At 66.7% G+C, this 14,627-nt stretch carries 13 protein-coding genes; 7 read left to right on the forward strand and 6 right to left on the reverse strand.

Translation table 11 applies throughout. The features are described from left to right. Positions 1–13 precede the first annotated feature (13 nt). Together AB0F86_RS19430 and AB0F86_RS19435 are read left to right on the forward strand one after the other, a co-directional pair. Complete coding sequence (locus AB0F86_RS19430; RefSeq protein WP_356985333.1) at positions 14–1,774, forward strand: adenine deaminase C-terminal domain-containing protein; 1,761 nt, start codon at positions 14–16, stop codon at positions 1,772–1,774. Positions 1,775–1,807: 33 nt separating this feature from the next. Further along, complete coding sequence (locus AB0F86_RS19435) at positions 1,808–2,506, forward strand: DUF6198 family protein (protein ID WP_356985334.1); 699 nt, start codon at positions 1,808–1,810, stop codon at positions 2,504–2,506. A gap of 34 nt (positions 2,507–2,540) precedes the next feature. On the opposite strand, the gene AB0F86_RS19440 is transcribed toward AB0F86_RS19435, so the two are convergent. Continuing rightward, entirely contained in the window at positions 2,541–3,128 is a 588-nt protein-coding gene (locus AB0F86_RS19440) for a dihydrofolate reductase family protein (RefSeq protein WP_356985335.1), read from the reverse strand. Positions 3,129–3,355: 227 nt separating this feature from the next. On the opposite strand from AB0F86_RS19440, the gene AB0F86_RS19445 reads away from it, so the two are divergent. Next, complete coding sequence (locus tag AB0F86_RS19445; RefSeq protein ID WP_356985336.1) at positions 3,356–4,366, forward strand: NADP-dependent oxidoreductase; 1,011 nt, start codon at positions 3,356–3,358, stop codon at positions 4,364–4,366. Between the two features lie 74 nt (positions 4,367–4,440). On the opposite strand, the gene AB0F86_RS19450 is transcribed toward AB0F86_RS19445, so the two are convergent. Next, positions 4,441–5,406 (reverse strand): membrane dipeptidase, encoded by a 966-nt coding sequence (locus AB0F86_RS19450; protein WP_356985337.1) that lies wholly within the window; start codon positions 5,404–5,406, stop codon positions 4,441–4,443. A gap of 136 nt (positions 5,407–5,542) precedes the next feature. Here AB0F86_RS19450 and AB0F86_RS19455 point away from each other — a divergent pair, with 136 nt between their 5' ends. The 3 genes from AB0F86_RS19455 to AB0F86_RS19465 are packed head-to-tail and all read left to right on the forward strand — an operon-like array spanning position 5,543 to position 8,537. Continuing rightward, complete coding sequence (locus AB0F86_RS19455) at positions 5,543–6,073, forward strand: hypothetical protein (protein WP_356985338.1); 531 nt, start codon at positions 5,543–5,545, stop codon at positions 6,071–6,073. 23 nt (positions 6,074–6,096) lie between these two features. Next, positions 6,097–8,154, forward strand: coding sequence for a prolyl oligopeptidase family serine peptidase (locus AB0F86_RS19460; RefSeq protein WP_356985339.1), 2,058 nt, complete (start codon positions 6,097–6,099; stop codon positions 8,152–8,154). Between the two features lie 44 nt (positions 8,155–8,198). Then, complete coding sequence (locus AB0F86_RS19465) at positions 8,199–8,537, forward strand: helix-turn-helix transcriptional regulator (protein ID WP_225278416.1); 339 nt, start codon at positions 8,199–8,201, stop codon at positions 8,535–8,537. Here AB0F86_RS19465 and AB0F86_RS19470 read toward each other — a convergent pair. Further along, positions 8,527–9,738, reverse strand: coding sequence for a cytochrome P450 (locus AB0F86_RS19470; protein ID WP_356985340.1), 1,212 nt, complete (start codon positions 9,736–9,738; stop codon positions 8,527–8,529). The two genes, AB0F86_RS19465 and AB0F86_RS19470, sit on opposite strands and share 11 nt — an antisense overlap. Further along, positions 9,735–11,021 carry an MFS transporter gene (locus AB0F86_RS19475; RefSeq protein WP_225278414.1) on the reverse strand — a complete coding sequence of 429 codons (1,287 nt, stop codon included), beginning with the start codon at positions 11,019–11,021 and terminating at the stop codon, positions 9,735–9,737. Before AB0F86_RS19475 ends, AB0F86_RS19470 begins: the two co-directional genes overlap by 4 nt. 133 nt (positions 11,022–11,154) lie before the next feature. Between AB0F86_RS19475 and AB0F86_RS19480 the strand changes: the two genes are divergently transcribed. Then, positions 11,155–12,657, forward strand: coding sequence for an FAD-dependent monooxygenase (locus AB0F86_RS19480; protein ID WP_356985341.1), 1,503 nt, complete (start codon positions 11,155–11,157; stop codon positions 12,655–12,657). A gap of 320 nt (positions 12,658–12,977) precedes the next feature. Here AB0F86_RS19480 and AB0F86_RS19485 read toward each other — a convergent pair whose 3' ends face one another. Both AB0F86_RS19485 and AB0F86_RS19490 read right to left on the reverse strand, forming a co-directional pair. Continuing rightward, positions 12,978–13,625 (reverse strand): HAD family phosphatase, encoded by a 648-nt coding sequence (locus tag AB0F86_RS19485; protein ID WP_356985342.1) that lies wholly within the window; start codon positions 13,623–13,625, stop codon positions 12,978–12,980. After that, the gene (locus AB0F86_RS19490) at positions 13,622–14,614 is read right to left on the reverse strand and encodes an AfsA-related hotdog domain-containing protein (protein ID WP_225278411.1); all 993 of its coding nucleotides are present in this window, start codon (positions 14,612–14,614) and stop codon (positions 13,622–13,624) included. Before AB0F86_RS19490 ends, AB0F86_RS19485 begins: the two co-directional genes overlap by 4 nt. Positions 14,615–14,627: the final 13 nt, after the last annotated feature.

Raw genomic sequence — 14,627 nt, forward strand, 5'->3', positions numbered from 1 at the left:
GATGAGGACGCTGATGCCCCAATCGAATTCGACAACCGACTCCTTCGCCGGATCCGCCGCGGTCGCCGATCAGGAAAACCATGTCCGGGCCATTTTCGACATCCTGGAGGGCAGGCGGGAAGCCGACCTGCTGCTCCACAATCTGCACATACTCGACGTACACAGCGAAACCGTTTATCCCGGTTCCCTTCTGGTGCACGGCGAACGCATCATCGCACTGAATCCCGACGACACCATTCGGTACCGCGAATCCTTCGACGGTGGTGGGCTTTACGCGATACCCGGCCTGATCGATGTGCATCTGCACTTCGAATCCCAGCTCGCACATCCGGCGGCGTTCGGCGAGGCGATCGTGCCGAGCGGAACCACGACGGTGTTCGGGGAGACGCTCGACTTCGCCAGCGCGGCAGGCAAGGAGGCCGTCGACGCGGCGCGGGCGCTGTTCGCCGACTACGACAAGCTGCCGTACCGGCTCTACGCGTTCGCACCGGGGAAGAAGTCCCCGGCGGAAGTCACCGAGGCGATGCTGGAGATGGATCCGGTCATCGGCCTGGGTGAACTCGCCCATCTGTCGTATATGACCGGCAATGCCGAGGACTTCCGCAAGTCCGCGCTCGGCCGGGCGAACGCGGGATTCGTGAACTGCCACTGGGGCGTGACGGCACTGTCGGACACCCTGCTGAATTACATGCCCGCGATCGGCGTCGACAACAACCACGATGTCTGGAACGAAGACGATATCGAGAAGAGCATCCGCTACGGCCTGAACACCCAGATCAAATTCGGGGTCGGCAGTCCGGAGGTGATTCGAACGATGTTGCGCGCCATCGTCAAACGTCGCTGGCCCGCCGAGAATTTCCAGCTCTGCGCCGACAATATCTCGGTGGACCGGGTGTTGCGGCAGGGCCATATCGACTGGGTGATCTCGCTGGCCGTCGAGATGGGGATGCCGCCTATTCAGGCGATCAAGATGGGCACCCTGTATGCCGCACGTTCCTTCCACAAGGATCGTGATCTCGGTTCGCTGAGTCCGGGACGATTCGCCGACATCGTGCTCACCGACAGCCTTTCGCGTATCAATCCGCGCTATGTCTTCAAGGGCGGCAGGTTGATGGCGAAGGACCGCAGGCTGCTCGAGCCGGTCCGCATCGACTATTCGGTGCTGGCCAAGCAGCCGCGCCCCGGTCTCGACGACCTGCGTCCCGAGCAGCTCGACCTCACACCGCTCGAGGTCTCCGACGACGGCACGCGGGCGAAAGTCCTGCTCTTCGACGTCTACGGGCGCGGGCACCTCAAGTTCGCCCAGGAAGTCTGGGTTCCTGTGCGCGACGGTTCGATCGTGCCCGAGCACGAGGGTGTGCGGCTGAACCGGATCTCGCTCGTGCAGCGCTACGCCGACGGGGAACGGCACATCGTGAACGGATTGTTCAAAGGCTTCTCGATCGAAGGCGGCGCGGTCGCCACGTTCTGGCCCGCACCGAAGGCCTATTTCGTAGTCGTCGGTGCCGACAGCACCGAGATGTGCGACAGCCTCCAGCACCTGGACGGTCTCGTCGGCGGCTGCGTCGTCACCGAGGGCGGCGCGGTGAAAGCCGTTCTGCCGCTCGACTTCTACGGCGTGATGGCCGATATGGACCTCGCCGAACTCGTCGAAGCCACCCGCGCGATCGACAACGCCCTCGCCGTTCTCGGCAACAAGAACGAAGGTGAACCGGTGGTCAACAAACTGCTGACGCTGTTCATTTCGCTCGACCGCTTCGGCTTCATGAAATAGCCTCGGCTACCGCAGAGCAAGGGATCCACCGTTATGCAACACGACAAAGACGCGGCAGTCATCGACAACGGGAACAAGGTGCGCCGCTGGATCACCTACGTGGCCGGGATATACATCCTCACCCTCGGGCTCAGCCTGGCCATCAGGGCGGCGATCGGCATTTCCCCGCAGAGCAGCCTCACCCGCACCATGACGCTGGTCTTCACGCCGTTGAGTCAGGGCAACTACAACCTCATCCTCGAGGTCATCATGCTCGTGCTGACCTTCCTGGTGCGGCCGAAGGCTTTCAAGGCGAGCTATCTGCTCTCGATGATCCCGGCGCTGGTCCTGGCCCTGCTCCTCGATCTCAACCTGTGGCTCACCGAATGGATCCACCTCGAGCCGTACACGGCCAACCTGGTCCTGCTGGTCTTCGCCGATGCGATGTTGGCGCTCGGTCTGTTCCTGATGATCCGCGCGAATCTGATCCTGATGCCGATCGATCTGTTCGTGAACACCATCCAGCAGATGACCGGCCGGAAATGGGGCAATATCAAGACGGTCTTCGACTGCACCCTGCTCGCCCTGTCGGCGGGCATCGGCCTGGTGTTCCTCGGCGCTCCGCATTTCATTCGCGAAGGGACGATTATCAACGCCGTTCTCGTCGGACAGTATGTGAAGGGATACTTCTACCTGTACGAGAAGTTCGCGGCACGAAAGCGCACCCCCGAATTCGTGCCCGTCGCCGACTGATTCCGATCGCCCGGTCCTGCCAGGACCGGGCGTTTCAGCGTCGCACTCTGTAGGTCAGATGGGTGGCGCGGCGGCCCGGGACGACGATCGGATCGTCCAGCAGCAGATGGCCTTTCGGCAATTTTCCGAAGTAGGAGACGCCTTCACCGAACAGCACCGGGACAAGGCTGACGCAGATCTCGTCGACCAGGCCGAGGTCGAGGGCCTGCTGGATGATTTTCGAGCTGGCGATGGTGACGTTCTTGTCTCCTGCGATCCTTTTGGCCTCAGTGACGGCGGTGGCCACGTCGCCGACGAATGTGGTGTTCGGCCAACGCTGTGCGGCGTCATCGGGGGCGTGGTGGGTGACGACGACAACGGGGGCGCCCACCGGGTGCTTGTCGCCCCAACCGTTGGTCATGTCGAACAGATGACGGCCCGCGATGAGGGCGCCCGTGTTGTCGATCCACTCGCGCAGCACCTGTGCGCCTGCCTCGTCGACCTGCAGCGACCGCTCGCTGCTCGCGCTCGGCACGGTCACCTCGCCGCCCTCGTACCACTCGAACAGTTCGCCGATCCCGTCGTCGGGTTCCGCGACGAATCCGTCCAGCGACATCGTCATATGCGTGAATACTTTGCCCATGCTCGCGCCTCCTGGCGAAACGGTTGTCATCGATATAGACGCCCTGTGCGCACGGAACTCATCGGTGCGAAATCCTCTCTCTCGCCAGGTGTGGCAACCATGGCACGTGACCTGGCGCGTCAGGACCGGGTGGTGGCGTGTGCGGACCTGGGAACGACGATCGGACCGCCATAACGTGGTCTGCACCGGTCAGAAAACACCGGCTGACCTCGAAAGAAGGCAAGATCATGACCATTCCGACGCATACCCGCGAAATCCACCTCGCCGCTCGCCCGAACGGTGCCCCGGTCGCCACCGATTTCGCCCTCGTGGAGCGGGTGCTGCCCGAAGTCGCCGACGGTCAGATCCTGGTGCGCAACACCTGGATGTCGGTCGACCCGTACATGCGCGGCCGGATGGACGACAAGCCGTCCTACATCGCGCCGTTCGAAATCGGTGCGGCACTGGAAGGTTCGGCGATCGGTGAGGTGATCGCTTCGACATCTCCGGATATCGCGGTCGGCACCACGGTCACGCACTTCGCCGGATGGCGCGAACACTCCCTCATCGATGCGACATCGGCCACTCCTATCGACCCCGAACTCGCCGCTCCACAGCACTTCCTGGGTGCTCTCGGCACCACCGGCCTCACTGCTTACGCCGCGCTGACCGAGGTGGCGAAGGTGGAGCCGGGCGACACGGTGTTCATCTCGGCGGCAGCGGGCGCGGTCGGCAGTGTGGCGGGCCAGATCGCCAAGGCCCTCGGTGCCAAACGAGTGATCGGTTCCGCGGGTGGCCCCGTCAAGACACGAAAGGTGCTCGAGGAGTTCGGTTTCGACGCGGCGATCGACTACCGCGCCGGCGACCTCGCCGCTCAGCTCGCCGAAGCCGCACCGGACGGCATCGACGTGTACCTCGACAGCGTGGGTGGTGAACACCTGAAGGTCGCGATCGAGGTGCTCAACCAGCACGGCCGCATCGCCCTGGTCGGCGCCATCAGCGGCTACAACGGCGCGACCACCCAGTCCACCCCCGACCTCTACCTCGCGGCCACCAAGGAGCTCACCCTGCGCGGCATGCTGGTGACCAGCTACCTCCCCCTCTTCGCCGAGTACATCCCGAAGGCCGCCGCCTGGCTCGCCGACGGCACCCTGCGCACCGCCGAAACCACCTACGAGGGCCTCGACCAAGCCCCCGCCGCCCTCCTCGGCGTCCTCACCGGCGCCAACACCGGCAAAATGCTCGTCCAGCTCGCCTGAAGACCAAGATCACCACGCTCGGGTGCAGTACTCGGCCGATGCCGCCACCGGAGCGTGGTGCTCGACCGTCCAGGTCAGCGCCAGACCTGGGTGGCGATGCGGGTGAAGTTGCCGCTGAAGAGGGCGGCGCGTTCGACGGGGGTGAAGCCACGGTCGGCGAGGTGGTCGTCGAGGCTCGGGATACCAGGGGTCTCGCCGAGGAGATCTTCGGGTGGGGTCCACTGCAAGGGGCCCCAGGCGGTGTAGTCCGCTGAGAACGCGGCGGGGTTGTCCTGGATCTCGGCGTTGAACTGGTCGCCGTCGAAGGAGTAGTCGGAGCCGATGCCGATGTGGTCGATGCCGACCAGGTCGACGCCGTAGCGGATGTGGTCGGCCATGGCGGCGAGGCGCTCGGCTCGCGCTTCGGGTGCGTTCTCACCGAGGAAGATGCCGACACCGTTGATGCCGATCACCCCGCCCGTCGCGGCACAGGCGCGAGCCTGGTCGTCGGTGATATTTCGCGGATGTGCCCACAGGGCAGCGAAATTGGAGTGGCTGTAGATCATCGGGGCGGCGGTGTGGGTGGCGAGATCGAGGCCGGTGCGGCGGGAGCAGTGCGAGCCGTCGACGAACATGCCGACCTCGTTCAGCTTGCGCACCAGGTCTTTTCCGTACGCGGTGAGTCCGGTGTCGACCGTGTCGAGGCAGCCGCAGCCTGCCGCGTTGGCGTGGTTGTAGGTGGGCAGCAGGGAGCGCACGCCGAGTTCGTAGAACACCGCGACGTTGTCGAGGTCGCCGTCGAGCGGTGCCGAGTCCTCTAGATCGAAGGCCAGCGAAATCACCTCGGGCGCACCGATATCACTCACCCGATCGACCAGCCGGAACCGCGGGTCGTCGGCGGCCTGCTCACGGAACAACCGCAGCAGGGCGAGCGAGTCGGCCTTGGTCTCCCCCGAGTACCCGACATTCACCGACAGATACGACCCGAGCGGGTAGCGCGCCAGATCCGCGACCCGCGCCGTCGGTAACAACGGCAGACAGCAATGCTGCTCCCAGAGCATGGACACACCTCCCCATCGTTATCCGTGACCTGCGATCCTACGTTTCGCAACGCTATCGGCACCGGACCGACGCTAACGCGATGTCTGATTCGCCCGATTAATCAGTACTCGTCCCTTTGCTCGAAGGCGGTGCGACATGCGTCGCTTCCTCGTCCTGCTCGCTTGTCTCGCGGCGGCTGTCGGTCTCTCGACACTGCCGGCCGCGGCGACCCCCTCCTACTGCGGTCTCGTGTGGGGATCGCTGGACAAGTCGAGTCCGAACTACTCGTCGGGTGCCGTGCGCGATGTGCGCGCGGGCCGTCACGATTGCTACGACCGCCTGGTCGTCGACCTCACCGGGCCGGTGGCCGGCTACCGGGTGGGATACGTCGGCACGGTCACCCAGGACGGTTCCGGGACGAGCGTCCCGCTGCGCGGTGGCGCGTTCCTGCAGGTCACGGTGCTAGCACCCGCCCACGATGACGCGGGTGCGAGCACCTACCTGCCGGGTAGCCGCAGCGACCTGGTGAACGTGACCGGCTACCAGACCTTCCGTCAGGCCGCCTGGGCCGGTTCGTTCGAGGGGCAGACCACCCTCGGGCTCGGCGTACGCGCCCGGCTGCCGTTCCGTGTGTTCACCCTCGAAGGCCCGTCACGCGTGGTGATAGACGTCGCGCACTATTGGTGAGTCACGTCGGCAACAATGTGGGGATGAGCGGCGTTGAGCAGAATGTGACCGATCCCTACCTCTGGCTCGAAGACGTAACCGCCGAACCGGCGCTGGACTGGGCCCGTGCCCGCAACGAGGTGGTCGCGGACCGATTCGCGAACACCGAACGGTTCGCCGACCTCGAGCAGCGCATCCTCGCGATGCTCGACGACGACACCAAGATCGCCTATCCCGCGCGACGCGGACCGTGGCTGTACAACTTCTGGCGCGACGCCGAGCACCCGCGCGGGCTGTGGCGGCGGACGACGTTCGAGTCGTATGCCGGCGAGAATCCCGAGTGGGACGTGCTGATCGATGTCGACGCGCTCGCCGCGGCCGATGGTGAGAACTGGGTGTGGTCGGGCGCGACGGTGCTTCGCCCTTCGCAGGAACGTGCCGTCATCCACTTGTCGCGCGGTGGCGCCGATGCCACGGTCGAACGCGAATTCGACATGACCACACGGCAATTCATCGCTCCCGAGGACGGCGGGTTCTTCCTGCCCGAGGCCAAGTCACGGGTCGGCTGGATCGACGCCGACAACCTCTACGTCGGCACCGATTTCGGGCCCGGCTCGCTCACCGATTCGGGCTATCCGCGCATCGCGAAGCGCTGGCGGCGCGGCACCGCATTGGCCGAGGCCGAAACGGTATTCGAGGGCAAGCCGAGTGACGTGTCGATCGGCGCCGGATTCGACCGCCACCCCGGTTACGAACGGCACTACCTGCAACGATCGACGGACTTCTACAACACCGAAGTCTCCCTGCTCGTCGACGGCGAGTGGCGCCTGCTCGAAACACCCACCGACGCCGATGTCGACTGGTACCGCGACTGGCTGCTGGTGCGCCTCAAGACCGCGTGGACCCCCGCCGACACGACCTTCCCGGCGGGCAGCCTGCTGGTCACCGATATCAACGACTTCCTCGCGGGCGGAAGAGACTTCGAGGTGCTGTTCACCCCGGACCCACACACCTCGTTGGAATCGTGGGGCTGGACCGAGAACCACCTGATCCTCACCACCCTGCGCGATGTGCAGACGGGTCTGCGCGTCCTCACCCCCGGCCCCGACGGCTGGGCGAGTGCGGACCTCCCCGACACCCCCGCGATGTCGAGCACCTCCGTGAGCAATCTCGATCCGCTGGAAGGCGGCGACGAGTTCATGCTCACCACTACCGGTTTCACCACCCCGACCACCCTCCTGAACAGCGCGGTCGGCGAAACCCCCGCGCTGCTGAAGCAGGCACCCGCGTACTTCGACGCCGACGGCATCGAAACCGAGCAGTTCTTCACCACCTCCGACGACGGAACCGAAGTCCCGTACTTCGTGATTCGCCACCGCGACCGTCGCGGAACGCCCGGCCCGACGATCATGAACGGCTACGGCGGCTTCGAAGTCTCCAGAACCCCGTTGTATCTGGGCACGGCAGGCATGGCCTGGCTCGGAAAGGGCGGCACCTACGTGCTGGCCAATATTCGTGGCGGCGGCGAGTACGGTCCCGAATGGCACACGGCCGCACTGAAAGAGCACCGCCACCGCGCCTTCGAGGACTTCGCCGCGGTAGCCCGCGATCTGGTGACCCGTGGCATCACCACCGCCGACCGGCTCGGCGCGATCGGCGGCAGCAACGGCGGTCTGCTGATGGGCGTGATGCTCACCCGCTACCCGGAACTGTTCGGTGCCATCGTGTGCCAGGTGCCGCTGCTGGACATGAAGCGCTACCACCTGCTGTTGGCCGGCGCCTCGTGGATCGCGGAGTACGGCGACCCGGACAAGCCCGAGGAGTGGGCGTTCATCAGCGAGTACTCGCCGTATCAGAACACCGATCCCGACAAGCAGTATCCGCCGATCCTGCTCGCCACCTCCACCCGCGACGACCGGGTCCACCCCGGGCACGCGCGAAAGATGGCCGCGCTGCTGGAATCCCAGGACCGCACCGTCTGGTACTACGAGAACATCGAGGGCGGACACGGCGGCGCGGCCGACAACAAGCAGTCGGCGTACCTCTCGGCGCTGGTGTACGAGTTCTTCACGCAGATGCTGATGGAGGGTCGCGGGCGCTAAATAGGTACTATGGTTGTCGTAGGTTCGAGCGGAAGGAGCGCATCGTGGCCGATGCGGATGGTCATCCCGATATCGAGGAGTTCGACCTGTCGACCGTGCTCGCCGCCCTCGCCGACGACAACCGGCGCAGCGTGATCGCCCAGCTCTACGCCGAGCCCGAGGGCGCCGAACAGTTCTGCAGCGTGTTCGGGATGCCCTGGGCACCGTCCACCCGCACCCACCATTTCCGGGTGCTGCGCAAGGCCGGGCTGATCTGGCAGCGCGACGTGGGCAACGGCCGGATGACGAAGCTGCGGCGCGACGACATGGAAACCGCGTTTCCGGGTCTGCTCGCCGCGATCCTCGCAGCGGACCGTCATCCGGCTGCCCCGGCTACCAGCTGACCGGCAGCGACACCGGCCGGTGCACGAGAACGCCTGTCTCCCAGGCGATCTCGTGTTCCGGTACAGCCAGTCGGAGGGTGGGGAACTCGGTGACGAGCCGCCGGATCACCTCGATGATCTCCATCCGGGCCAGCGCCGCACCCATGCAGTGATGCATGCCGTAGCCGAATTGCAGGTGCCGTTTCCCGTCGCGGCCGAGGTCGAGCACCGACGGGTCCGGGTACACGTCGGGGTCGCGGTTGGCCGAGTGGGCGTCGGCGTACACGATGTCGCCGGGGTGGAGCACGCCCTGTGACAGCGTGATCTCCCGGGTGGTGACCCGCGGGAAGGTGGAGATGCGCCCCAGCGGCAGCAGCCGCAGGAATTCCTCGATCGCCGTGGGGACGGTGTCGGGGTTGCGCACCAGGTGGTCCCACAGTTCGGGCCGGGCCAGGGCCACGTAGGCGATCTTGGTGATGACGGACAGGATGTTCTGATCGCCGCCGACGATCGAGCCGAGCAGGATCGCCGCGTACTCGGCGTCGGTGACCGGGGGTGAGACCGAGTCGCGGGCGTCGAGCAGGTCGAGGATGAGGCCCGGTTCGAGGTCGCGGCGCCGGGCCACCAGGTCTTCGATGTAGTGGTAAAGGGTCCAGAACTCGGCGAGCAGGGCGGGGACGTCGGTGTCGTGGGCCAGCTGCATCTTCCGCGAGAGGTGCCGGAAGTAGGCGATGTCTGCGGTCGGGATACCGAGGTAGTCCACGTTCACGCCGATGGTCACCGGGTCCAGCAGCGTCTGCACGAGATCGGCTGTGCCGCCGGCGTTCTGCGCCCGCAGATCCGCGACGGTTCCGTCGAGGACGCGCTGCACCGCGGGTGCGCGGCGGGCGATCGTCGCGGCGCTGTAGGCCGAGGCGACGAAGCCCTTGAGCCTGCCGTGCCCGGGGTGATCGAGGTTGAGCAGCATCTCCGTCGGCATGATCGTCGGCAGGAAGGTCGGCCCGTCCTCGACGTTGGTCTCCGCGCGGGCGAAACTGAGGTCGGTGAGCACCGCGTGCACGTCGCGATAGCTGGTCACGTGGACGGCGGTGTGGCCGCTGGGCAGCACGACCTGCGGTAACCCGCCGCGCGAGCGTTCGGCCACCGGCTCGATCATGGTGGGTGGGCTGATGTTCGCGATGCCGTCGAGATCGACCCGGACGGCGTCGATGGCGTGTGTCATGAGGTGACTCCTTCCGGGCGCGCCTGTCGGCGGACCACGATGATGGCGAGAGTGAGAGCGACGAGCAGGGCGATGAGCACCCCCACGGTGGTGGTGAACGCGGTGCGATAGACGTCGGGGTGACCGAACTGGCCTGCGGCGGTGTCGTGCGCGGCGGCTCCGCTGAGTTGCCTGCCGACCACCGCGGACAGCACGATCGCGTAGCCCGCGACGAACACGGCCTCGCTCCCGATGCGGAAGAAGTTCAGGACACCGGCCGCCGTGCCACCGCGTTCGGGGGGAACGACCGACAGCGCGTGCCCGTCGACGAGACCGATGGGCAGCCCGAAGCCGAGGCCGAGCAGCACCATCGGCACGACGATCCACAGCACCGATCGGCCTTCGTCGAGGGCGAGCACGCCGATATTGCCCAGAATCAGGGCCGCGAGACTGAGGTAGACCACCCGGCCGATGGTGAGCGCGGGGAACCGGGTGACCAGGTGACCGATCGCGACGGGCGCGATGAATACGGGAATGGTCATCGCGAGCATCAGCAGCCCGGACGTACCGGGCGACAGGTCGGTGATGCCGCTCAGTGCCGACGGCAGGTACGTGAGCAGCGTGACGAAACCGATCGATCCGGCCACCGGAACCAAGCACATGGCCAGGAATTCGCGGTTGCGCAGGAGTCCGAGGTCGAGGATCGGGCCGTGCTCGGCGGTGCTGGGTTCGGCGGCGGGCAGCAGGCGCGTGCCGAGGCCCGCGGCGGCGAGGATCAGCGCGTGCACCACGAACACTCCGCGCCAGTCCACCACCGCGATGAGCAGGCCGGAGATGGTCGGTCCGAGGGCGAGGCCGAGACCGTTGACCGTGCCGAAGATCGCGAAAGCCTTTGTGCGGCGGGAGCCTTCGTATGCGCTCGACAGCAGTGCGGTGGATCCGGTGAGGATGGCCGCCGCGCCGACACCCGCGATCACGCGGGCCAGGTCGAGCACGATCAGCGCGGGCGCCACGACGCTGCCGACACTGCCGACGACCACCAGCGCGGCACCGATCCCGAAGGTGCGGCGGTGCCCGATCCGGTCGCTGACCGCACCCCACAGCAGAGTGGTGAGCGCGAAGGCGATATTGAACCCGTTGACGACCCATTGCAGCGCAGTGGGATTCGAGCCGAGATCACGGGAGATGAGCGGTAGCGCGATGGCGGTGCCCGCGATCGCCATCGGGGTGACGAACTGCGCGGCGAGAACGACGGGCAGCGTGGCGGGACTGGGTGGAGCTTGGGTTTCGGTTGCGGTCGACATGGATCTCCCTCGGTGGGCTCCGATACGCGAATTAGGTACTACCCGATCGGTAGGTACGATGATATTAGTAGCTACGACAGTTCTCGTACAACCGGAAGTCGCGGATGCGGCTTACCCGCCCCAGGAGCAGCCGATGAGCACCGAACCGCACGCGATCGAGACCGATGTCCTGGTGGTCGGCGGCGGTCCGGTGGGCATGCTCGTCGCCGCGGAGCTGGCATTGCAGCAGGTGAACGTGGTTGTCGTGGAGTCGCGCACCGAGCTCGACCTGCGTCCACGCGCCGGGACCGTGCACGCCCGCACACTGTCGCTGCTGGCCCGGCGCGGGTACATTCCGTCGGTCTCGCCCGATGCCATCGCCCGTAATCCGGTGGGTGTGCACCGGAGTCCGTTCCAGTTCGCGGCGCAACCGGTGCTCACGCTGAGCGCGCCGAGCGTGGAGCCCGCACCGATCGCGGGAATCCCGCAGGCCAGGCTGGAGGCGGCGTTCGAGGATCGGGCGCACTCGCTGGGCGTTCGGATCTTGCGGGGGCACAGTGTTATCCGATTGGAGATCGGAGAACGCGAGGTCACCGCCCAGGTCGACGCGCACCTCGGCGAACGCGCGGCTGTCGACGGCGGCCACGCCGCGACCAGAGATCGCGCGCAGGGCGGCAGCGCTCAGACCACGGCCGAAAGCAGCGCGCGGGGCGATGCGCGCGGGGCCGCCGGGCCGCGGATCCGAGCGAAGTACGTGGTCGGTGCGGACGGTGCGCGCAGTCTTGTCGCACGCACGGGGAACTTCCCCGCCCAGGTGTACCCGGCGACGATGAATGCCATTGCCGGACTCGCGGTTTCGGATGTGCCCGGTGAGATTCCGCCGGGCTGGAACCCGACGCCGACCGGCTGGACGATGCACAACCCGAACCCGGGCGGCCAGGCTCGCATCATTGCGATGGATTTCAGCGGACCTCTCGAGCACCGCCCCGAACCGACCGAAGCGGAGTACCGGGAACGCCTCGCCTACGTACTCGGTGCCGAGCCGACGCTGAGCCGGGTCAGCCACCTCACCCGATTCAGCGACCACGGCCGTTACCGCACCAGCATGTGGGACGGGCGGTTGCTGCTGGCGGGCGATGCCGCCCACAGCCACTACCCGCTCGGCGGCCAAGGACTCAACTCCGGCATGCAGGACGCCTTCGCCCTCGGCTGGCGGCTCGCCCGCGTCCTCACCGGACGCGCGCATCCCACCATCCTCGCCGACTACTCCCGCGAACGCGTGGCGCACGCCGCGGCGATCGTCGGCAACACCGTCCTGCAGTCTCGGATGATGAACCCCGCGAACCCGCAGGTCCGCGACGCCGTGCTGGCCATGCTCGCCGTGCCCGCTGTGCACGACGGGATCGCCGAACTCATCAGCGGGCAATTCCAGCCCGGATTCCAGCACGACCTGGTCCTCACCGAAAACAACGGGCGGGTGAGCACTCTCGCGGAACTGCTGCACGCGGGCCGGTTCGTCGCGATCCGTCCCGACGAACACACTCCCGTCCCCGACGCTCCCGACGACGCACTGGTCGTCACCGGCAAGGTGGCACCCGACCAGCCGTGGACCTCGGCTGTGATCCGCCCCGACGGCTACCTCGCGTCCACCTTGTGAGCGGGCCACCGGGTCGAGACCGGCCGGGACGAACCCGCTGCCACGCCATGCCGACCCGGGGCGAACACCTTCCGCACCTTGCGGGTCGCCGACCCGGCCCGACCGCCGAGCCGGGTCGGCCCCACCCCATGCGCCATCCCACCGGAACAACCACCGGACCGGCCCCGCCCCACCCCATGCGCCATCGCGCTGAACAGACCACTGGACCGGGGCGCTCGAGCCTTCAGCGCTCGTGCGCAGGATCGGATCGCGGGCCGTGCTTGTGGCTACCAGGTGTCTGTGTGCACAGCTTTCAGCCGGGCGCTGCGGATGCCGTCGCATCATCGGGCCTCGTACAAGGCCCTACGCACGTCGGCGATGGCTTGGTCGGCGTCGCGGTACTGCACGGCGGTCCACCCGGCTTCCCTTGCCGCCGCGCAGTTTTCGGCCAGGTCGTCGACAAGGACGCATTCTCCCGGGAGCACACCGGCGGTCTCCGCGGCGAGGGCGAAGATCTCCGGGTCGGGTTTGCGGAAGCCGACCTTGCACGAATCGATCAGGGCGCTGAGGTGGCCGTCGAGGTCGATCATGGTGCGCCAGTACGGCTCCCATTCGACGACATTGTTGCTCAGTACGCCGACGCGGACTCCTTCGCCCACCAGCTCGATGGCGAAATCACGGACCGCGTGGTTCACCTCGTGCCCGGCGAACCACTGTCTGCCGAAATCCGGTTCACTGCGCGACAAGTCGAGCTCAGGTGCCTTGGCCCGGAGTACCGCGTGCAGCTTCGCCACCCAGGTGCGTTCGTCGAGCAGGGCCAGTTCGATCGGGGCCAGGGGTGCCAGCCCGTACTGGGCGCCCACCTCGGCGATCGCGTGCTTGAACAGGTCGACAGGGATGCCCGCCACCTGTTCGTAGCGCTGGAACAGCTCGTCGAGCGGTGGGGAGAGCACGCCGCCGAAATCGAACCAGACGAACGGGGCGCTCACTGGACCATCGTCCTGATGTCGGCGGGACGGAACCGCAGTTCCACGTCACCGGCGGCGATCACATCGGTGCCCTGGGTGAGGCTCACCCTGGCGCGGGCGCCGTCGGTGTCACCGGTGACGGTGGCGCGGGCGATCGTATCCCGTTCGAATTCCCCGAATTTGGTGAATTCGATGCCGAGCCGGTGCATCACCATCCGGCTGGTGTCCAGGCCCAGGATGGCGTTGGCGGCCGCCATCGCCACCTGCCGGGCCGCCTCGAACTGCAGCATGCCGGGCACATGGTCGAGGGCGTGGTCGAACAGCGACGGATGATCGGTGTCGATGATGGTGAGCGCGGTCAACTCCTCCCCGGTGAGCACCGGGTTGGCGAGGATGGCATTGCGCGGGTTGTGCCTGCCCACCGAACCCGGGCGCATCCGGGCGACCGGCGGCTGGGCCGGAATACTCGGCTCGGCCGGCAGGCCGAGCGATTCGCGCCCACGCACCCGGATCCGGTTCCACACCGGCGCGGGCATCCACTGGTAGACCATGATCTCCCGGGCCGCCTCGTGGCCCTCGATCTCGGCGACCATTTCCAGGGTGAGGCCGATGATCTGGTCGTCGCGTCGTTTGTCGGCGATCACGCGCGCCTCGATGACGCAGTGCCCGGGGCACTGGCCGATGCGCAGGGTGTCGGCGTCGGCGATGGTGAAATCGGCGGACCCGAAGATGAATTTCTCCGAGCGCGCCACCCCGACGAAGGAATGCGCGTAATAGATGGCGACCTGCCGGAACACCTCGATCAGCAACAGCGGGTCATAGGTGGTCGCGGTGCCGCGATGATCGCTGAAATAGGAATGGTTGCGCGGTAATTGGGCGGCGAAGATCGCACCGTCCGGCGTCGGTTGCGCGTCGGTGAGGAACACCTCGGCGATGGATTCGCGGTGCACGAGTCCGCGCGGGATATTGCGGTCGAAGGTGAGGGTAGGGGTGGGGGTGGCGACGGTCATGATCGAGCCTTCC

The sequence above is a fragment of the Nocardia sp. NPDC023733 genome, assembly GCF_040639775.1.
GTDB classification, from domain to species: domain Bacteria; phylum Actinomycetota; class Actinomycetes; order Mycobacteriales; family Mycobacteriaceae; genus Nocardia; species Nocardia rosealba.